This is a genomic window from Leucobacter chromiireducens, from assembly GCF_051993095.1.
Classification (GTDB): Bacteria; Actinomycetota; Actinomycetes; order Actinomycetales; family Microbacteriaceae; genus Leucobacter; species Leucobacter chromiireducens.
The window spans coordinates 1,349,758-1,368,166 of the sequence record NZ_CP197024.1; the positions used below are offsets into that span (position 1 = coordinate 1,349,758).

General features: G+C 68.3%; 13 protein-coding genes. 3 read left to right on the forward strand and 10 right to left on the reverse strand.

Translation table 11 applies throughout. From position 1 onward, the window contains the following. Positions 1-7: 7 nt before the first annotated feature. From ACR81A_RS06030 to ACR81A_RS06045, 4 genes are all read right to left on the reverse strand, one after another. The gene (locus ACR81A_RS06030; protein WP_440313007.1) at positions 8-1,345 is read right to left on the reverse strand and encodes an aspartate aminotransferase family protein; all 1,338 of its coding nucleotides are present in this window, start codon (positions 1,343-1,345) and stop codon (positions 8-10) included. A gap of 171 nt (positions 1,346-1,516) precedes the next feature. Next, on the reverse strand, positions 1,517-2,182 hold the full coding sequence (locus ACR81A_RS06035) for a DUF6226 family protein (RefSeq protein ID WP_202382076.1): 666 nt from the start codon (positions 2,180-2,182) through the stop codon (positions 1,517-1,519). A 38-nt stretch (positions 2,183-2,220) separates the two neighbouring features. Then, the gene (locus tag ACR81A_RS06040) at positions 2,221-3,447 is read right to left on the reverse strand and encodes an MFS transporter (RefSeq protein WP_440313008.1); all 1,227 of its coding nucleotides are present in this window, start codon (positions 3,445-3,447) and stop codon (positions 2,221-2,223) included. 169 nt (positions 3,448-3,616) lie between these two features. Then, positions 3,617-5,272, reverse strand: a complete 1,656-nt coding sequence (locus tag ACR81A_RS06045; RefSeq protein ID WP_237462582.1) for a DEAD/DEAH box helicase — start codon at positions 5,270-5,272, stop codon at positions 3,617-3,619. A 271-nt stretch (positions 5,273-5,543) separates the two neighbouring features. Between ACR81A_RS06045 and ACR81A_RS06050 the strand changes: the two genes are divergently transcribed. The 3 genes from ACR81A_RS06050 to ACR81A_RS06060 are packed head-to-tail and all read left to right on the forward strand — an operon-like array spanning position 5,544 to position 11,655. Continuing rightward, on the forward strand, positions 5,544-9,245 hold the full coding sequence (locus tag ACR81A_RS06050) for a TM0106 family RecB-like putative nuclease (protein WP_440313009.1): 3,702 nt from the start codon (positions 5,544-5,546) through the stop codon (positions 9,243-9,245). 26 nt (positions 9,246-9,271) lie between these two features. Continuing rightward, on the forward strand, positions 9,272-10,429 hold the full coding sequence (locus tag ACR81A_RS06055) for a hypothetical protein (protein ID WP_202382079.1): 1,158 nt from the start codon (positions 9,272-9,274) through the stop codon (positions 10,427-10,429). After that, entirely contained in the window at positions 10,426-11,655 is a 1,230-nt protein-coding gene (locus ACR81A_RS06060; protein WP_202382080.1) for a pyridoxal phosphate-dependent aminotransferase, read from the forward strand. The genes ACR81A_RS06055 and ACR81A_RS06060 overlap by 4 nt, the downstream gene beginning before the upstream one ends. A 67-nt stretch (positions 11,656-11,722) precedes the next feature. Here the strand turns inward: ACR81A_RS06060 and ACR81A_RS06065 are convergent, their stop codons facing one another. From ACR81A_RS06065 to ald, 6 genes are all read right to left on the reverse strand, one after another. Further along, entirely contained in the window at positions 11,723-12,829 is a 1,107-nt protein-coding gene (locus tag ACR81A_RS06065; protein WP_237462660.1) for a Zn-dependent alcohol dehydrogenase, read from the reverse strand. Positions 12,830-12,860: 31 nt separating this feature from the next. Next, entirely contained in the window at positions 12,861-13,505 is a 645-nt protein-coding gene (locus ACR81A_RS06070) for a hypothetical protein (protein WP_440313010.1), read from the reverse strand. Next, positions 13,502-14,905, reverse strand: coding sequence for an APC family permease (locus ACR81A_RS06075; protein WP_440313011.1), 1,404 nt, complete (start codon positions 14,903-14,905; stop codon positions 13,502-13,504). The genes ACR81A_RS06070 and ACR81A_RS06075 overlap by 4 nt, the downstream gene beginning before the upstream one ends. Positions 14,906-15,069: 164 nt before the next feature. Next, positions 15,070-16,671, reverse strand: a complete 1,602-nt coding sequence (locus ACR81A_RS06080; protein ID WP_440313012.1) for a helix-turn-helix domain-containing protein — start codon at positions 16,669-16,671, stop codon at positions 15,070-15,072. A 49-nt stretch (positions 16,672-16,720) separates the two neighbouring features. Beyond that, positions 16,721-17,179 (reverse strand): hypothetical protein, encoded by a 459-nt coding sequence (locus ACR81A_RS06085; RefSeq protein ID WP_202382085.1) that lies wholly within the window; start codon positions 17,177-17,179, stop codon positions 16,721-16,723. A gap of 23 nt (positions 17,180-17,202) precedes the next feature. Then, the gene (gene ald, locus ACR81A_RS06090; protein WP_202382086.1) at positions 17,203-18,330 is read right to left on the reverse strand and encodes an alanine dehydrogenase; all 1,128 of its coding nucleotides are present in this window, start codon (positions 18,328-18,330) and stop codon (positions 17,203-17,205) included. Positions 18,331-18,409: the final 79 nt, after the last annotated feature.

Below are 18,409 nucleotides of genomic sequence, written 5' to 3' on the forward strand. Positions count from 1 at the left end.
GGAGAAGCTACCCTGCGAGGGGCGCAGCCAGCGCGGCGTCGAGCGCGTCGAGCAGGCGAGGGGCGTCGGACTCCGCGAACACGAGCGGCGGCCGCACCTTGAGCACGTTCGCTGAGACCCCGGATGCGGAAATCAGTACGCGGTTCTCGCGCATGTGATTGACGATCGCGGCGGCACGGGCCGCGTCGGCAGCCCCCGTCGCTGGATCAGCGATCTCGAGTGCGAGGAAGAGGCCCGACCCGCGCACCGCGGAAACTCTGCCATGTGTGCCCGCGAGCGCAGTGCACTCGCGGAGCAGAAGATCGCCCACCGTGCTCGCGCTCGCGAGGAGCCGCCGATTCTCGAGCTCGTCGAGCACGGCGCCCGCCGCGGCGATACTGACGGGGTTCCCGCCGAAGGTATTGAAGTAGCGCACGTCGCGGCCGAACACCTTGAACACGTCAGGGCGCCCAATCACGCCCGCGATCGGGATCCCGTTGCCCATCGGCTTGCCGAGCACCACGAGGTCGGGGCGCACCCCCTGATTCGGGTAGCCCCACCACGCACCCGTGCGCCCAAAACCAGCTTGCACCTCATCGGCGATGTATAGGGCGCCGGCCGCCCCGGCTACGGCGGCCGCGGGTTCGAGCACCCGAGCGGCGGTGCCCTGCAGCCCATCGCTCGACATGACGGAGTCCACGATCAACGCCGCGGGCTCGTGCCCCCGCGCACGCAGCGCGGTGATCGCCTCGGTGACTCGAGCGGCAAACGCGCCCGCCGCACTCGCAGGGTCTTCACGCGCGAGATCGGGTGCGGCGACAAGTTCGACCTCGCTGGGAATCGGGTTGTTCGGGCCGAGGCTCGGCGAAATCGCCGCGGCTGCCTCCGTGGTGCCGTGGTAGGCATGCGCCGTCGCAATGACTCCGCGCCTCCCGGTCACGTGCCGCGCCATGCGCAACGCGAGATCCACCGCCTCGCTCCCGGTGCACACGAACACCGCCTGCGCATCGGCAATGTCGAACAGCCCGGTGAGGCGCTCCGCGTAGTCGACCACCGCATCAGTGAGGTATCGGGTGTGGGTGTTCAACACGTCGAGCTGTGCCGAGACCCGCTCCCGCACCTGCGGATTCGAGTGCCCCACGACGGGCACATTGTTGTACGCATCGAGGTAGTCCAGGCCCGCCGCGTCGTAGAGCAGCACCCCATCCCCGCGCACCGCGTGCACGGGGCGCTCGTAGAACAAGCGGTACGGCGCGCCCAGCACACGCGTGCGCCGCGCGAGAAGCTCTCGGTCAGCCACGTCAAGCGCGCTGGCTCCCCGCGGATCGAAGCTGTTGGCCATGTGCATGGTGTTGTCTGCGGACACGCACCCCTCCACTGATCGCTGTGACGTCGGTCACTCCAGTGTGGCGCAGCCGCGCGGATCCAGCCCCGTTCTCGGTGCACGGTGCCTGATCTGCGGGTCAGGCCGGTGCAGCGGGTCGGCCCGGGGCGGGCATCGCGCCTCCGGATCCCAAGCTGCATGCCGTTCGTGAGATTACGGGCGTACGCGAACCGGCCAGGGTTGCCAGTTTCCCGCAGGGTGCGCGCGCCGCAGCTCCGCGAGCCGCGCTTCGGCCGTGGCGAGGCGCTCCGCGGGCACCGTGCCCTCCTGAACAGAGCCGCTCTCCGCCCAGCTCCCGTCGGGCGCACGAAGTTCCCGCCAAGGGGACGGCCATGCCCGCTCCGTGAACCCGCCCGCAACGATCGCGAGCACGTGGTCCTCTAGCCGCGCACCCTCCTCTTCCCAGGTTTCATCGCAGGCGCTGCAGCCGCATGAGGGAAACGCGGTGTCCGAGTAGTAGCCGGAAGTGAGCATGACGCCGGGGAGGTCCGTGAAGGTCAGCGTGATCGGCGCGCAGTGCGGATCGCGCGGCGTGATGCGCACGGCACGCGTCGACTCGTCGATCCCGGGGGCGTTGAGCAGCTCAGAGAACGAGGCCGTGCCCTCCCAAACCGCCACATCGTAGGCGTCGCGGAGATGCGCGATGAGCGCCTCGGCGATGGTGTGCAGCGGCGCGAAGCGCTCCGGGTGTTCCTCGCGCGAATACGCGTCCTCGGGCGGCCCGTCGTCGCGATCCGCCCAGCGCTCCCCAAACGGGATCACCGCGCCCGCAGCATCGCGAAACTCCAGGCTCCGGATCTCGGGTCGTGTGTACCCCATCGTCTGCGGCCTCCTCGGTGCGCGACCCCGCAGGGACGCTAGTTCAACGGGATGGTGATGGTACCGGTCTCCGGCGGCGACTCGATTGCGCGACCGCGCAGGTCGGGCAGCCAACGCAGCGTGGTGGCCGCGACGATCGCGCAGATTCCGAGCAGGATCGAGGACACCACGATCGCGCCGTGCGCGCCCGCGACGTCGATCGCAATGCCGGCGAGCGCCGAGCCCGTGGCCACGCCGACGAGTTGGCCCGTGCCGACCCAGCCGTAGGCCTCGGCAGTCTCGGAGAACTTCACGGTGGAGCTCACGATGCTCGAAATCGCGGCGAAGGCGGGAGCGGTGCCGAGGCCGCCCAGGAAGAGCACAGCGCCGAGCCACCAGATGTTCAGGCTGACGAGGCAGGCGAGGGTGCCGGCCAGCACCACGAGGATGCGCAGCAGGAGCGAGGTGGGGCGCAGTTCGCGGTGACCCATGAGCAAGCCGCCCACGAGCGAGCCGCCGGCGAAAAGTGCGAGCACGATGCCTGACTCCATGCTCCCGTGGCCGGCGCCTTCGCCGCTCGAGAACGCGGCGACAATGCCTGCCTCAATCGCGGCGAACGAGGCGACGAAGAAGAAACCGACGATGGTCGAGATGATGACGGTGGGGTAGCGGAGTACCGCGCCGAAGCCGCGCTTCGACGGCGGGATCTTCACCTGGCCGACCGGCTTCGAGAGGATGAACCATGCGCCACCGAACACCATAAAGCCAGCCGCCACACACAGGCCGGCGGTGGTGCCGAACTGCGAGGTGACGAACACGGCGACGACCGGGCCGAGCACCCAGATCAGCTCCTGCGCTGCGGCGTCGAGTGAGAAGAGGCCCGCGAGCTGCTTGCTCGGCACGAGCTTCGGGTAGATCGTGCGCACCGCGGGCGTGATCGGCGGGGTGGTGAGACCCACGAGCAGCGCGAGGCCGGCGACCACGAAGAGCGGCAGGTGCACGAACGCGATCGTGACGAGCAGCACGGCGCAGATCACCGAGGTGACCGAGAGCACGGGGCGCATGCCGAGGCGACCCATGAGGCGGCTGCTCAGTGGTCCGGAGACGGCCTGGCCGAGGCTCTGCGTCGCTAGGACGATGCCGGCCGAGGTGTAGTCACCGTACGAGACCTGGATGTGCAGCAGCAGGATGATCGAGAGCATCCCAAACGGGAATCGGGCCAGCAGCTGCGACACCAACACCCGAAATACGCCGGGGTTCTTGCCCAGCTCCCCGTAAATACCCATCAGAAAAGTATATGGCCGCGGCGGCCGTGCGTGCTATCGCGGAACGCCGAAGTTCGGCGCGAAATTTGGTGGAACTGGCGCGCGTCGGCGCGCCGCATTCTCGGAGGTGGAATCAGCGGGGAACCCGCGGGCTGCGTGCGCCGCGCGGATCCCCGCCACTCCGACGAGGTTAGGAGCTCGTCGAGTAGACCGGGCCGCCGCCCTGTGCGCGCCGGCCCGAACGGCGCTGGCCGCCCTGTTGGCCCTGCCCGCGGCCCGCGCTCTGATGCCCCTGACCCTGCTGGCCGCGGCCACCCTGGCGCTGGCCGCCCTGCTCGCCCTGCGACTGAGCGCCGCGACCCTGACCGCCCTGGCCGCCGCGCCCACGACCGCCGCCGGACTGCTGCCCGCGGCCTGCGCCACCCGCCTGGGTGGGGGTGCCGCTCGCAGCCGCACCGTCGCCGCGCCCGCGGCCGCCACGTGAACGCTTCCGCTTTGCGTTTGCGCCCGTCGACTTGCCCTGCCCCGAGGGGTTGTGGCCGGCAGCGCGCTGCTGCGCGGCCTGTGCCTCGGCGCGACGGCGCTCGGTCTCGCGAGCGTCGACGCGCGGCGCGACCTCACCGATCAGAGCGAGCACCTCGGGATCAATGCTCGCAGCGTTCGGGTTGACCGGACGCGGCGTGACGCGGATCTTTGCTGCGCGCATGATCTGGCGCATCTCGCCGCGCTGCTCGGGCAGCACGAGCGTGACCACGTCGCCCTCATTGCCGGCGCGTGCCGTGCGGCCGGAGCGGTGGAGGTACGCCTTGTGCTCGACGGGCGGGTCGATGTGCACCACGAGCTCGACGCCGTCGACGTGCACACCGCGGGCGGCAACGTCGGTCGCGACGAGCACCTTCGCGTCACCGCTGACAAACTCGGCAAGGTTGCGATCACGCGCGTTCTGCGAGAGGTTGCCCTGCAGCTCCACCGCAGGAATCCCGCGCGACGTGAGCTGCTTTGCGAGACGCTTCGCCTGGTGCTTCATTCGGGTGAAGAAGATGCGACGCGCGGTGCCCGAAGCGAGCGCCTCAATGAGTGCATCCTTGTCGTCCTTACCGGCCACCTCGAACACGTGGTGCGTCAGCTGCGGCACGGGGGACTCTGCCGAATCAACGGAGTGCAGAATCGGGTTGTGCAGGTACTTCTTCACCAGCGCGTCCACCCCGTTGTCGAGGGTGGCGCTGAAGAGGAGGCGCTGCCCCATCTTCGGGGTCTTGTTCAGGATTCGCGTGACGACGGGCAGGAAGCCCATGTCGGCCATGTGATCGGCCTCGTCGAGCACGGTGATCTCGACGCCGTCGAGCGAGACGAGACCCTGCTTCATGAGGTCGTCCAGGCGACCGGGTGCGGCCACGACGATATCGACACCGCCCTCGAGCGCGACCTCCTGGCGACGCTGCGGGATCCCACCGAAGATGGTGGTGACCTTCACCCCGACGGGGTCGGCGAGCATCTTCACCGTTTCGGCGATCTGCGTGACGAGCTCGCGAGTCGGGGCGAGCACGATAGCGCGCGGACGGCTGGGGCGACGCTTCGCCACGACATCCTCGGCGAGGTTCGCCACCAGCGGGATGCCAAAGGCGATGGTCTTGCCGGAGCCGGTGCGGCCGCGGCCGAGCACGTCGCGGCCGGCAAGCGTGTCGGGGAGGGTGTCGCGCTGGATCGGGAACGGCGCGGACTTTCCGTTCTTCGCGAGTGCGTCAGCAATGGCTGCCGGGACGCCGAGCGATTCGAACGTGGGGGTGGTGGTCTCGGTCACAGGGACCTTTCTGCATCGATGCAGCGCGCGGCGGACGGATGCCATGCCGAGAGGCGGACGCGGGCTGCGGGAATCGGCGAGTGCGCGGGATCGCGCAGTCGTTCGCCGCGAATGCTCCGGCGGCCCGCGACCAGAGTCCGGGCGGCTGAACGTCAGCGACGCGGGGCGGGAAGAACACGCCCTGTGCCCACCAGTCTAGTGGGTGTCGCCGAGAAAGCGCCGTGGATCGGGAGATTCGCGTGAATGTCGGCGGCGCGCGATACCGTCGTCTGAACGGCGGAATCGGCCGCGCGGGCAAATTAACGAAGGGGGTCCCGTGTTTCTGCAGCAGCGAAGCGACGGCGGCGAGCGCATTATGACGAGCGCGAGTGACCTGACGGCGGCCAGCGCGTGCGAGTTCGCGTTTTTGCGTCGGGCTGATGCGAAGTTTGGACGCGACGTTGTCGTGCCTCCTGACGACGACCCCATGCTGGCCCGTGCCGCACGTCTCGGCGACGCGCACGAGGAGCGCACGCTTGATGCGTACCGGAGCGAGTTCGGCGCGGGCGCTGTCGGAGAGTCGGGCGGCGTGGTGGAAATTCCGCGGCCGAAGAGCGTTGCCGAGCCAGACCTGATCGCGGTGGCCGAGCTCACGCGATCCGCACTCCTGGGAGCTGCGGAGGTTGTTTTTCAGGCAACCTTCTTCGAACCAGATCAGCGCGCTGCTCGGCCGGGTGAGCCCGAGATCGGCTTTGTCGGGTTCGCCGACTTCCTGCGCCGCACCCCTGATGGAGCATTCGAAGTGGAAGACACGAAGCTCGCGCGAAAGGCCCGCGTCTCTGCGCTCATGCAGCTCGCCGCGTATGCCGAGCAACTGGAGCGCATCGGGGTGCCGGTTGCGCCGACGGCGACGCTCATCCTGGGCGATGGGGCTCGCTCGAGCCATCGGGTTGCAGACATCGCGCCGGTCTTCCGCGCGCGTCGAGCGCGGCTGCATCGGCTCATCCTTGACCGGGCATGCGAGACCGGCCCCGATGGCACACGGGCCAGCGCGCCGCCGCTCGCCTGGGGCACCCCCGAGATCGCAGCCTGTGGTCGGTGCGAGGTGTGTGCGCCCGAAATCGAGCGCACGCGCGACCCGCTCTTGATCGCCGGGATGCGCGGCACGCAGCGGGATGCGCTTTGGGTCGCCGGATTCCGAACGATCGACGCGGTCGCAGCGGAGCTGCCGCGCATCGTTTCCGGGGAGACGACGGTACCTGGTATCCGCCCGGCGACGCTGACAAAGCTCGCGGCGCAGGCCGAGGTGCAGGTTGGCGCGCCCAGGCTCGGCCCGCCCCTCGTGCGCGTCGTGGACCCGGCGGCACTCGCCGCGATTCCGGCGCCGAATCCCGGGGACCTGTTCTTCGACTTTGAGGGGGATCCGCTCTATCGCGAGCCGGGGGACGCCGAATCCGCTCGCTGGGGGATCGACTACCTGTTCGGTTTCGTGGACACGGCAGAGCAGTTCACGGGGCTCTGGGCGCACGATCTCACGGCCGAGCGGCGAGCACTTGAGCGTTTTCTCGCGCTTCTTGCCGAGCGCCGTGCCGCGTACCCGGGGATGCGCGTCTACCACTACGCGTCGTACGAGCGCACCCACCTGCTCAGCATCGCGGCCCGCCATGGCGTCGGGGAGGCCGAGGTCGACGCGCTGCTGCGGGATGACGTGCTCATCGACCTCTTCCCGATTGTGCGCCGCGCATTGCTTGTGGGCTCGCGCTCGTACTCCATCAAGAAGTTGGAGCCGCTCTACATGGGTGAGGAGCTGCGCGATGAGGCGGGCGTCACCTCGGCAGCGCAGTCGGTCACCGAGTATGCAGACGCGACCGCGCAGCTTGCGAGCGCAGACCTGGCGGTGAAGGCAGTGGGGGCCGCGCGATTGGAAGCGATTGCCGACTACAACCGTTACGACTGCGTTTCGACGCTTCGGCTGCGCGATTGGCTCCTGGGGATTGCACGGCAGCACGGGGTCGATCCGGCTCCGCGCCCGGAGCCAGACTCCGAGCGCGAATTCGAGGTGAGCGGTCTGGCGGAGGCGCTCACGCAGCACGCCACGCATGCCGCGGATCCGCGAGATCGTGTCGCGGCGGCGCTTGCCGGCAGCGCGATCGACTACCACGCGCGTGAGCGCAAGTCGTTCTGGTGGGAGCACTTCGCTCGGCTCATCGAGCCGATTGAGGAGTGGGCGGATACTCGCGATGTTCTCGTGGTTGACCCAGCACTCAGTCGCGTCGAGGAAAGCTGGCACACCCCACCACGCGGTCGCGTGCAGCGGCGAACGCTTCGGCTCGGCGGCGAGCTCGCGCCGGGCAGCTCGGCGAAAGCCGGCGGCGAGGTGTTTCTCGTGTACGCCGCGCCCGGTCCTTTCCGGGACCCGCGGACCGGCCCCGGTGAGCGCACCGCTCGCCTCGCCCGCGTGCTTGAGCGAGACGAGCGGGGCATCCTCGTTGCAGAAACCCTGCCGCGTGATGCGGCGGAGTATGCGGTACTTCCCGTTGCCGTGACTCCCGGGCCGCCGCCGAACGAGGGGCAGCAGCGCGTGGCGATCGAGGAGTGGGGTCAGGAGTACGCTGATGCGCTCGCATCGGGCCTCGAGTATGCCGACCCGGTCGTCGGGCTCCTGCGACGCGACCCGCCGCGACTCACTGGCGGCGTGCCGCCAGTGCAACCGGATTCAGAGGAGGCGCTGCGCGCTGGCGGCGGACAGGAAGACGCACGAACGATCGGGGCGGTGATCGCGAGTCTCCGCCGCTTAGACCGATCGGCGCTTGCGGTGCAGGGCCCGCCAGGCACCGGGAAGACATACCTCGCTGCTCGCGTCATCCGGCAGCTGGTGGAACGAGACGGCTGGCGCATTGGGGTGGTTGCGCAATCACACCGCGTTGTCGAGAACGTGCTCGAGGGGGTTGTCGCTGCTGGCCTGCACCCGGGTGCGGTGGGCAAAGTGCCGCAGGGCGGCGCGCTTGCACCTGACGCGCCTGAGCCGCCGTACACGGTGATTGGGCGAAACGGGCACGCGGGCTTTCTGCGCGACAACGCCGAGCTCGGTCGGGGCTGCGTGGTGGGTGGCACGGCGTGGGACTTCAGCAATGGCACGCGTTTCCCGCGTCGTGCCCTTGACCTCCTGGTCATCGATGAGGCCGGCCAGTTCTCGCTTGCGCCAACGATTGCCGCGTCCGTTTCCGCGCAGCGCCTGCTGCTGCTCGGCGATCCGCAGCAGCTGCCGCAGGTCTCGCAGGGGACCCACCCCGAGCCCGTGGATACGTCCGCGCTCGCCTGGCTGATCGGCAATCACGACACGATTCCCAGCGCGCAGGGGTACTTTCTCGCGGAGACCCGTCGCATGCGCCCGGCTCTCGCGGAGGTGGTCTCCGAACTCTCGTACGAGGGGCGCCTCCACGCGCACACGAGCGCGAGCTTGCGCAGTGTCACCGGGGCCGGCCCAGAGGGCCTCGTCTGGCATCCCGTTGCGCATCGCGGGAACGCGACGTTCTCGGTCGAGGAGGCTGAAGTCGTGGTGGAGCTCGTGCGCACGGCGCTCGCAGGGACACTTGACGATGGCGGCGCCCGCGCTCGCTCCCTCACGGCCCACGATGTCATCGTTGTTGCCGCGTACAACGCGCAGGTCGAGTGCGTGTCCGACGCGCTCGCTGCAGCCGGGCTCGGGGGCGTACGCGTTGGTACCGTCGACCGGTTCCAGGGCATGGAGGCAGCCATCGCTATCGTCACGCTCGCGGCGTCGAGTGCTGAGGACGTGCCGCGGGGGCTCGAATTTCTCCTGATGCGCAACCGACTGAACGTGGCGATCAGCCGGGCACAGTGGGCCGCGCACCTAGTCTCCTCCGAACGGCTCGGCGACGGCTTGCCCGGAAGCGCCGAGGGCGTCGCGGCGCTGTCCGGCTACCTGCGCCTCACTGAGCGAGCCAGTCGCACCACGCACGCAGTGGGTGGTGGCGTCGAAAGCGTTGGCGGGAAGAGCCGCGGCGCGGCGATCTGACGCGAGCCCGGCTCTACACTGAGCCCATGAACTCCGTCACCCCCACGCGGACGCACCGCGCGCTCGACACCGTCTTCCGGCTGCTGTACCCGGGGGAGGAAAGCGTGCAGGATTCGCCGCGGCTGCGTCGCGAAACGCGCGCGTTCGCCGCAGCGCTGATTGCGGCACTCGTTGCGCTCGTCACGGGGCTCATCGCATTCCACGGCCCCGTGCCGCTCTGGGGTGCGGTCTCGCCCGGCAGCGTCGGGCTGGTGCTCGCAGCCTGTGCGGCGGCGGTGACATCGGTGGTGGAACACCTGCGCTCACCGATTCCGCCCGTGCCCGGGTGGCGACCAGCAGCGGTCCGAGCGCAGGCCATAGTCAACGCGCTCGCCATTGCGCTCGTGCACGCGGGCATCGCGATTCTGCTGGTGGGACTCACCACCTCGGTGCTGATGCGCGGTTTCATGGGGCTGCAGGTGGACGCCTTCACGAGCATCATGATCACCGTGTTGCTCAGCGCCGCGGCGGGGTACGCGGGCACGCTCTCGGGCGGCGACCTCACCACCGCGCGACTGTCCACGCTGTTCGCGGTGTTCATGACCGGCGGCGTGCTCGTGGCAATGCTCAGCACGAGCGATGCGGAGTGGTGGCGACTGCACTTTAGCGAGTTAGGGGTCGGCGAGAGCCTCAGCAGCATCGTCTTCAACTCGACGCTCATCGTCGGCGGTCTGCTCATGGCGTCGCTCGGATCGCTGATCGCTGGCTCTTTGACCGTGTGGGCGGCTGCCGCGCCGCCGAGCCGCACCCGAAACGTGCGGCTCGTCCAGTGGGCGTTTCTCGGCGTCGGCGTTGGTCTCGCCGGTGTGGGACTCGTGCCGGTGAATGTGAGCCTGCTCGTGCACAACACCTTCGCGACCGGAATGGCGGTGGTGTTCGGCGCGCTGCTCATCGGCCTGCGCTGGATTCTCGACGGCTTTTCACGCGTGTTCCTGCTGTTCTCCGACGTCGTGCTGATCGGCATCGCGTTCTCCGCGCTGCTCTTCTGGCCGCTTGGATACTACAACCTTGCGGCGTTCGAGCTTGTCGCAGCCGGCATCATCTTCGCGTGGCTCATCATTTTCCTGCGTCACCTCGACGCGGCAGTTCCTTCTCGTGAGAAGTCGCAGGACTCTCCTGCGATGCAAGATAGCGTGGAGGCATGATGACCCCAGGTGGCCCGTTGAAGACTCCGCCCGCCCGGCGCTTGCCCGCGTCGCCCGTGGGCGCCCAGTTGGGTGTTTCCGCCCGCTCCGAGATTCCTGCCTTTGAAGTGATGCAGATCACCGACGAGGTGGCGCGACGCCGCGCTGCGGGGCACGACATCGTGTCACTCTGTGCGGGGGAGCCGAGCGCTCGCCCGGCGCCGGGCACCTTCCAACCCGCGGGGTATACCGGCCCGCTGGGGACCACCCCGCTTCGCGAGGCGATCGCTGGTCACTACCGCTCCTGGTATGGCATTGACGTGGATCCGGGCACGGTCGCGGTAACCACCGGGTCGTCGGGGGCGTTCCAGCTGGTGTTCCTTGCGGCGTTCGACCCGGGCGATCGTGTCGCCCTTGCGAGCCCGGGATACCCCGCCTATCGCAACATCCTCACGGCGCTCGGCGTCCAGGTGGTGGAGATCCCAACCGGGCCAGAGACCCGGTACCAGCCCACGCCTGAGCTGCTCGCTGCAGCGGTGGCGGCCCACGGACCGCTCGCGGGGCTCGTGCTCGCGTCTCCAGCCAACCCGACCGGAACCATGCTCGGCCGCGCCGCACTCACGGGGCTCGTGGACTGGTGCGTGGCGCACAGCGTCCGCATCATCAGTGATGAGATCTACCACGGGATCACGTTCCCCGAGGCGGGGGAGCCCGACCCGCGCGGTGTTACCCTACGCGAACTTGACCCCGAAGCGGTGGTCATCAACTCGTTCTCGAAGTACTGGGGCATGACCGGCTGGCGCCTCGGCTGGGCGATCCTGCCGCAGGCGCTCGTGGCGCCGGTCGAGGCACTCGCATCGAACTTTGCCCTCTCACCCCCCGCGCCCGCGCAGGAGCTCGCGCTCACCGCATTCACTCCAGAGAGCTACGCAGAGCGTGACGCGATCGTCTCCGGTTTCGCTCGCGCCCGCACGCTGATTCTTGATGCGGCCCCGCAGCTCGAGTGGGGTGCCGCTGCTCCGTCGGACGGTGCCTTCTACTACTACTCCGAACTCGGGCCGCAGCTCGAGCGCTTCGGAGACTCCTCGAGCTACGCGCGTGCCCTGCTCGAGCGTGGCGATGTTGCCGTCGTGCCCGGCACGGACTTCGACCCCGTTGCGGGGAATCGCGCGGTTCGGCTCTCGTACGCGGCCGGCGAGAGCGCTGTGGCCGAGGCATTGGAGCGCATTCTCAAGTTCCAGGGCTGAGCCGCGCGGAAAGACGAACGGCCCCGGGGCGCACACTGCGCGTCCCGGGGCCGTTCGTGTGCCGTGGCTACGCGCCGTACTCGATCACCGAACGAATACCGCGGCCCTTGCGCATCTCAGCAAACGCCTCGTTCACCTCGTTGAGGGCGATCCGATCGGTGACCATCGAATCGAGATCGACGCGGCCCTCCATGTACAGGTCGATGATCTTCGGGAAGTCGATCGACTGGCGACTTGAGCCGTAGTTCGAACCGATGAGGCTCTTCTCCTGGTCGCTCATCACGAACGGGTCGATCGAGATCTTCACGCCGTCTGCCACCTGACCCACCACGACCGCGGTGCCGCCACGGCGGATCGCCTCGTAACACGCTTCGATGGTGAACGGCAGGCCGATCGCCTCAAACGCGTAGTCGACCCCGCGGCCGTCGGTGAGCTCGCGAACCGTGTCGACGAGGTCGACCTCACGGCTGTTGATCACGTGCGTCGCGCCGAAGGTGCGGCCGAGCTCAAGCTTCTCCTGGCTCACATCGGCGACGATGATCTGCTTCGCGCCGGCGAGCCGGGCACCCTGCACCACGTTCAGGCCGACGCCGCCGCAGCCCACGACGAGCACGGTGCTGCCGGGCTCGACGCCTGCCGTGTTCGTGACCGCGCCGATGCCCGTGGTGACTGCGCAACCGACGAGCGCCGCCTGCGCGAGCGGGGCATCCTTGCGAATGCGAATCGCGGCTGACGCGGGCACCATCGCGTACTCACCGAACGAGCCGACCGCGAGGAAGCTGCGCACATCTTCGTCGCCATCGCGCAGACGGGGCTTCCCGTCGAAGAAGACGTGCTGGTACGCGGTCTCGTTGGCCAGCTGGCAGAGAACCGGGCGGCCGGAGACGCAGAACTCGCACTTCTGGCAGGACGGGGTCCACGAGAGGATCACGTGATCGCCCTCGGCAAGCTCGGTAACCTCGGAACCGACCGCCTGCACGATCCCGGCGCCCTCGTGGCCCAGCACGAGCGGGGCGGGGGTGTCCCAATCGCCGTCGAGCGCGTGCAGGTCGCTGTGGCACACCCCGGAAGCGGCGAGCTTGACGAGCACCTCCTGCGGGCCGGGCTCGTCGGAGATTGTCAGTTCGCGCAGTTCAAGGGGCTGGTTCGGGCCGACAAACACGGCCGCGTTCATGGTGATCACGGATTGGTCCTTTCGAGAGAGACTAGGCGGAGACGGGCGACCAGGAGCGTAGCTCCCGAATGATGTCGAGGAGTCGTTCGGGCTCGCCTGCGGGGAATGCGGTGGCTTTGAACACCGGGGGAATGAGTACCCACACATACGAACCACCCATGGGGGTGAGTGTGAGGCGCCGCGCACTGCGAGGGCCAGCGACCGTCCCTGAGAGGAGATCGACCGCGCGCAGTCGCGCGGACACGTTCGTGTTCAGCGCGGCCAGCTGCGGGTCCTTCGTCGCCCGTGCGGCGCCGCGGTCCGCGCCGCGCACGAAACGGGGGCCGCTCCGCTCGCGATGCGAGAGCACGAGCCCGGTGGGCACGTCGGACGCGGCGGGCAGCGACGCCGTGAGCGTCAGGTTGTACACGCGGGAGAAGATGAAGTTTCCCCCGTCGTAGCTGAGGGTCACTTCGATCCCGTCTCCAGTGCGCACGGTGACGCTCGTCTGATCCTTCCGCACGACCTCGCCGAACTCGGCCGCGGTTCGAACGAGCGCGGCACGTGCGCGATCAACGATCGGCCCAGCGCCCGCGAGCGGGTGGCGGCGCCTGCGACGCGGGCGGCCGGAGGGTGCGGCCGGCCCCGATCCCAATCCGGGCACAGCGGGCCCGAAGTGCGGTTCGCGGCTGCTCATCGCGCGACCTCATCGTCCTCGAGGCTCTCCGAGCGCACCACGATGTTGTTCTGCGTGTGCGTGAGGTCCGTCGGGGTGAACAGCGGCAGCCGGTTGCGCTTCAGCCAGATCACCGCGAAGAGCGCGATGGCGCCGAGGATGACGGCGGCGCTCGACCAGATCACAATGCGCTGCGACATCTCGGGAACGATAAACACGATGAGGTAGACGCACGATGCGATGCCGAGCACCTGGGGCACCGGGTAGAAGGGCGTCTTGAACGGACGGCGCGCGTTCGGGTACTTGCGGCGCAGCACCATCACGTCGACCTGCGCGATGATGTAGCTGAACAACCAGGTGGTGCACGCAATGCTAATCAGATTGAGGATCAGCTCGATGCCGCCCTGCGCGAAGGTCGAGTACAGCAGCACGGAAGCCATGCACGCTGCAGTGACGATCATGCCGGCCCAGGGCACACGGGTGCGGCGGCTGACCTTCGCAAGCCACTTCGGCAGCAGGCCCTCGTTCGCGAGGCCATAGAGCATGCGCGGAATTGCGGCGAGGTACGAGTTGCCCGTCGAGAACGAGGCAAGAATCGTCACGACCGTCATGATGAGTCCGCCGGTGGCGCCGAAGATTGCGGTGGCGCCCACCACATGCGGGATCGAGGAGCTCGCCATCTCCGCAAGGTCAGCGAATCGCGTCGCGCCCCAGCCGAAGAGCACATCGACGAGGAAGATCGTGGTGACGCCGATGATCATGGCAGCGGGAATCGTCTTCCACGGCTTGCGCACCTCTTCCGCGAGCGGCGCAACGAACTCCATGCCGATGTAGAGCCAGATCGCCACGGCGCCCATCGACGCGAGCGTGCCCCAATCGGTGTTGAGTACGGGGTTGTCGACGGGGGTCTGCGAGGTGAAGCCGAACACGCCGGCGAGCCCCATGACCGCGAGGATGCCCATCATGCCGAACACGACGGGGATCTGCACGCGGGCGAAGATGTCGACGCCGGAGATGTTCAGCGTGAGAAGGATCCCGAGCAGAATGAAGGAGAAAGCCGGCGCGGGGAAGCCAGTAAGGCCTTCGAAGGAATCGCCCGCAACCATGAGCTGCGTGCCGCCGTCGGCGGAGACGAGCACGAGGTATCCACCGAGCACCGCAAGGATCGCGGGAAGACGGCCGAGCGCGGGGAGCGTGTACTCGCCGACCATGCCGCCGCCCGGAAGCATTGACGCGAGCTCGCCGTACGAGATGGCGACCATCGTGATGATGATGAGGCCGATGAACGCCGGGATCGCGAAGGCGAGGCCGCCCGTGCCAAATCCGTTGCCGAGCGACACCATGGCGGTGCCGGAGACCACGAGCCCGGTGGACGCCGCGTATGCGGCGCCGAAGCCGAGGCTCCTCTTGAGTTTCGTCATACATCGCTCCTTTGCGTGTCGGGCCTCGAACGGGCCACTCACCAGCATGGGCGGTGCAGAGCGTCGGTGCATTCACCAGCTTGGTGAAAAATCAGATCGGGATCGACCGAGCGTCGAAGCTTTCGTGGGTGTGGTTGTTTACAAAGTGTCGAGTGCGCGTGGTGCTACTCGACTGTTTGTTCCGTCTGGAAATAGCGCAGCGCGAGCGCGAACTCCGCGCGGAGCTGGAAATCCTCGAGGTCCGCGCCTGTGAGCTGCGAGACGAGCTGGAGTCGGTGCGCCAGGGTGTGGCGATGGACCCCCAGCTCGCGCGATGCCGGGAGCGGGCGCCCGTGGTGCCGCAGCCACACGCTGAGCGTGCGGAGCAGCTCCGTATCGTTCGCGGCGTCGTGCTCCGTGAGCGGCCCGAGGAGGCGTCGCGCGACGTGGGCGGCGTCTGAGGAGTCGATGAGGTCGGACACCCCGGCCCGCCAAATGTCGGGGAACGCAGTGACCTCAGAGGAGTCTCGGCGCAGCCCAAACTCTGCGGCCTTCTTCGCTTCCTCGAGCGCAAGTTCGAGCCCCTCCCACCGTTCGCAGCGAGACCTCCCGAGCGTGAGCGCGAAGCCGCCGAGGTGCGCGATGACGCGATCCGCCTCCGCTTCGCTGACGAGGATGGCCACGTCGCTCCGGTAGCGCGCGAAGAAGATGCGCAGCTCCTCCTGAGCCTGCAGCGTCTCGAGCGCGGGCAGCACGCGCGCGGCATCGAAGTGGTGGGGGACCCCAACGAGTGTGACCAGCGGCAGTCGGGGGAGCGGCCGCCAAACGCTCTCGACAATGTGCGAGGTGACGCCCACGTTGCCGGAGAGCAGGAGCTGCAGCAGCGCCTCGCGCAGGGTGCCGTGAAGCCCCTCGAGTGCCTGGTTCTGTTCGAGTGAGACGCTCACGAGGGCAAGCACACTCGAGAGCACATTGCGGGACACGTCGTCGAAGGCCTGGCTGAGCGTCAGCACGAGCATACCGCTCGGGTCGCCGGGCTCCCCGAGAAGCTGCAGCACCGCCTCGACCTCGGGGGTCACCTGCACGGAGCGGAAGCGCTGCCCGCTCGTGAGGGTCTCCTGCACGGCCGCGGTGAGTTGTGCCTCGCTCACGCGTCGGCCCTCGGGGGAATCGATCACGGTGACCGCGTGACCGAGCGGGTCGTAGAGCGCGACGCCGCAGCCGAGCTGCCGCGCGGTTTCGCGCAGCGTTGCGTTCAGTCCGTCCCTGCGCGTCGCCGCGTTCGCGATTGCTTTCTGCGCGCGGAGCGAGCGGCCGTAGCGCTCGGTCTGGTCGCGCTTCAGTACGCGCGCGGCTTCCTGGAGGAGATCCATGAACGAGATCTCGTAGGGCACCTCGAACAGGATGAGTCCGTGCTTCCGGCACGCCTGGATGAGCGGTTGCGGCACCCCGCGATGCAGCACGTCGCTGCCGAAACCAATGCCGATGACGCCGTGAGCGGCGACGAGTGCCGCGTAGTCGTCGTACATGCGTGAGAGGCGTGCGGGGGCGACGCGCACTTCCGGCACCGCGGGATCCGCAGCCTCCGTGACGGGAAACTGCCAGCCGAGCGAGAGGATCACTTCGGCGGGACCCAGGAAGGGCGTGGGGTCGATCATGTCGGTGGCGTGCAGCCACTCAAAGTCGCGGTCGAGCGCTTCATCGTCGGGGGTCCCCTCTGCGCCGCCAACGATGAGGCGCAGGTGCAGTGAGGGGTTGAGAAGCAGCTTCCGCAGACTGAGAGACACGACCCCATGCTAGGGGGCGTGCCTCTCGTTTGGTGCGGGGAGCGTCTGCTTAGGCGCCGAGTCGCACGGGTGTGCCCATCGCGAGGCCAGAGCGGCGCTGGAGCGCAGCGTCGACGACGGGCGTCGCTGCGTCGAGACCGAGCGCGGCGAGCGCTGCGTCGTTGTCCGCGCCGAGATCGAACACGAGCGCAGTCACGGAATCGGAGAGCGGGCTGTCGAGCTCGGCGATCACGCGCGAGATTGCGGACCGCAGCGCCTTCGCGAATGCGGGCGCATCGTTCGCGTCGGCATCAGCGACGGGCGCGCGGCCGTAGGTGACGGCGTCACCGGAAAGCGCTTCTGCAACGAGCTCGCCGTCGGCGCGTCGGAGCACCACATCGAGCACGGTGCTCGTCGGGCCGAGCGATACGGGCTTTGCGGACAGTGGGAGGGGGGAGACGCCCGAAGGGGCGCCACCGTGATCATGCTGATCCGGTGACGCCCCTCCGAAAGTGAACTTCAGATCCATAGGATCCAGAGTACGCCCTGTGCTTACGCGTTGGCTGCGAGCACGTCCTCAACGGTCGAGAACGCGAGGCCGTCGAACGCGTCGGCGACACCCTTGAAGGTGACCACGCCGTCGTGCGCGTTGAGGCCCTTGGCCAGCGCAGCGTCATCGTTCAGTGCCTTGACCCAGCCCTTGTCGGCGAGTGCGACGACGTAGGGGAGGGTGGCGTTGGTGAGCGCAGCGGTCGAGGTCTCGGGGACCGCGCCCGGCATGTTCGCCACGCAGTAGTAGATCGAGTTGTGCACTGCGAAGGTGGGATCGTCGTGCGTGGTGGGGCGCGAGTTCTCGAAGCAGCCACCCTGGTCGATCGCGATGTCGACGAGCACCGAGCCCGGCTTCATCTGAGCGACCATCTCGTCGGTGACGAGCTTCGGTGCCTTCTCGCCGGGGATCAGCACGGAGCCGATCACGAGATCGGCGTCCTTCAGCGCCTCGGTGATGTTGTGAGCGTTCGAGGTGCGGGTCTGGATGCGACCGTTGAACTCGTCCTCAAGCTGCTTCAGGCGGGGGATCGCGATGTCGATCACGGTCACCTCAGCGCCCATGCCGTACGCGATACGCGCAGCCTGCTCGCCGGCAGCGCCGCCGCCGATGACGACAACCTTGCCGCGACGGGTCGCGGTGACGCCGCCGAGGAGGACGCCGCGGCCGCCAGCGGCCTTCATCAGCGAGTATGCGCCAACCTGCACGGACAGGCGGCCAGCAACCTCGGACATCGGGGCGAGCAGCGGAAGAGCGCGGTTTGCGAGCTGCACGGTCTCGTACGCGATGGCGGTGGTGCCGGAGTTCAGGACTGCATCGGTGAGGGTGCGGTCAGCTGCGAGGTGCAGGTAGGTGAAGAGCACCTGTCCCTTGCGCATCTTGTCGTACTCAGAAGCGATGGGCTCCTTGACCTTGAGGATCATGTCCGACTCGGCCCAAACCTGGTCCGCGCCCTCGACGATCTTGGCACCGGCAGCAGCGTACTCTGCATCGGTGATGGCCGAGCCGACGCCAGCGCCGGCCTGCACGAGCACCTCGTGGCCACGACGGGTCAGCTCGAAGACGCCAGCCTGCGTGATGGCGACGCGGTTCTCATTGTTCTTGATCTCGGTGGGAATACCGACGCGCATGACATGCTCCAAAGAAATCAGCGGGTGTGATGGAAGTGGAGTTCCGCCCCAGCTTCGACATGGCAGCACGTCGTACGAT

What these genes read in the sequence shown, in the direction of transcription:
- ACR81A_RS06065 (WP_237462660.1), bottom strand. Translation starts at nt 12,829, where the DNA reads ATGAACGCGGCCGTGTTTGTCGGCCCGAACCAGCCCCTTGAACTGCGC.
- ACR81A_RS06060 (WP_202382080.1), top strand. Translation starts at nt 10,426, where the DNA reads ATGATGACCCCAGGTGGCCCGTTGAAGACTCCGCCCGCCCGGCGCTTG.
- ACR81A_RS06055 (WP_202382079.1), top strand. Translation starts at nt 9,272, where the DNA reads ATGAACTCCGTCACCCCCACGCGGACGCACCGCGCGCTCGACACCGTC.
- ACR81A_RS06040 (WP_440313008.1), bottom strand. Translation starts at nt 3,447, where the DNA reads ATGGGTATTTACGGGGAGCTGGGCAAGAACCCCGGCGTATTTCGGGTG.
- ACR81A_RS06085 (WP_202382085.1), bottom strand. Translation starts at nt 17,179, where the DNA reads ATGGATCTGAAGTTCACTTTCGGAGGGGCGTCACCGGATCAGCATGAT.
- ACR81A_RS06070 (WP_440313010.1), bottom strand. Translation starts at nt 13,505, where the DNA reads ATGAGCAGCCGCGAACCGCACTTCGGGCCCGCTGTGCCCGGATTGGGA.
- ald (WP_202382086.1), bottom strand. Translation starts at nt 18,330, where the DNA reads ATGCGCGTCGGTATTCCCACCGAGATCAAGAACAATGAGAACCGCGTC.
- ACR81A_RS06075 (WP_440313011.1), bottom strand. Translation starts at nt 14,905, where the DNA reads ATGACGAAACTCAAGAGGAGCCTCGGCTTCGGCGCCGCATACGCGGCG.
- ACR81A_RS06035 (WP_202382076.1), bottom strand. Translation starts at nt 2,182, where the DNA reads ATGGGGTACACACGACCCGAGATCCGGAGCCTGGAGTTTCGCGATGCT.
- ACR81A_RS06045 (WP_237462582.1), bottom strand. Translation starts at nt 5,272, where the DNA reads ATGGCATCCGTCCGCCGCGCGCTGCATCGATGCAGAAAGGTCCCTGTG.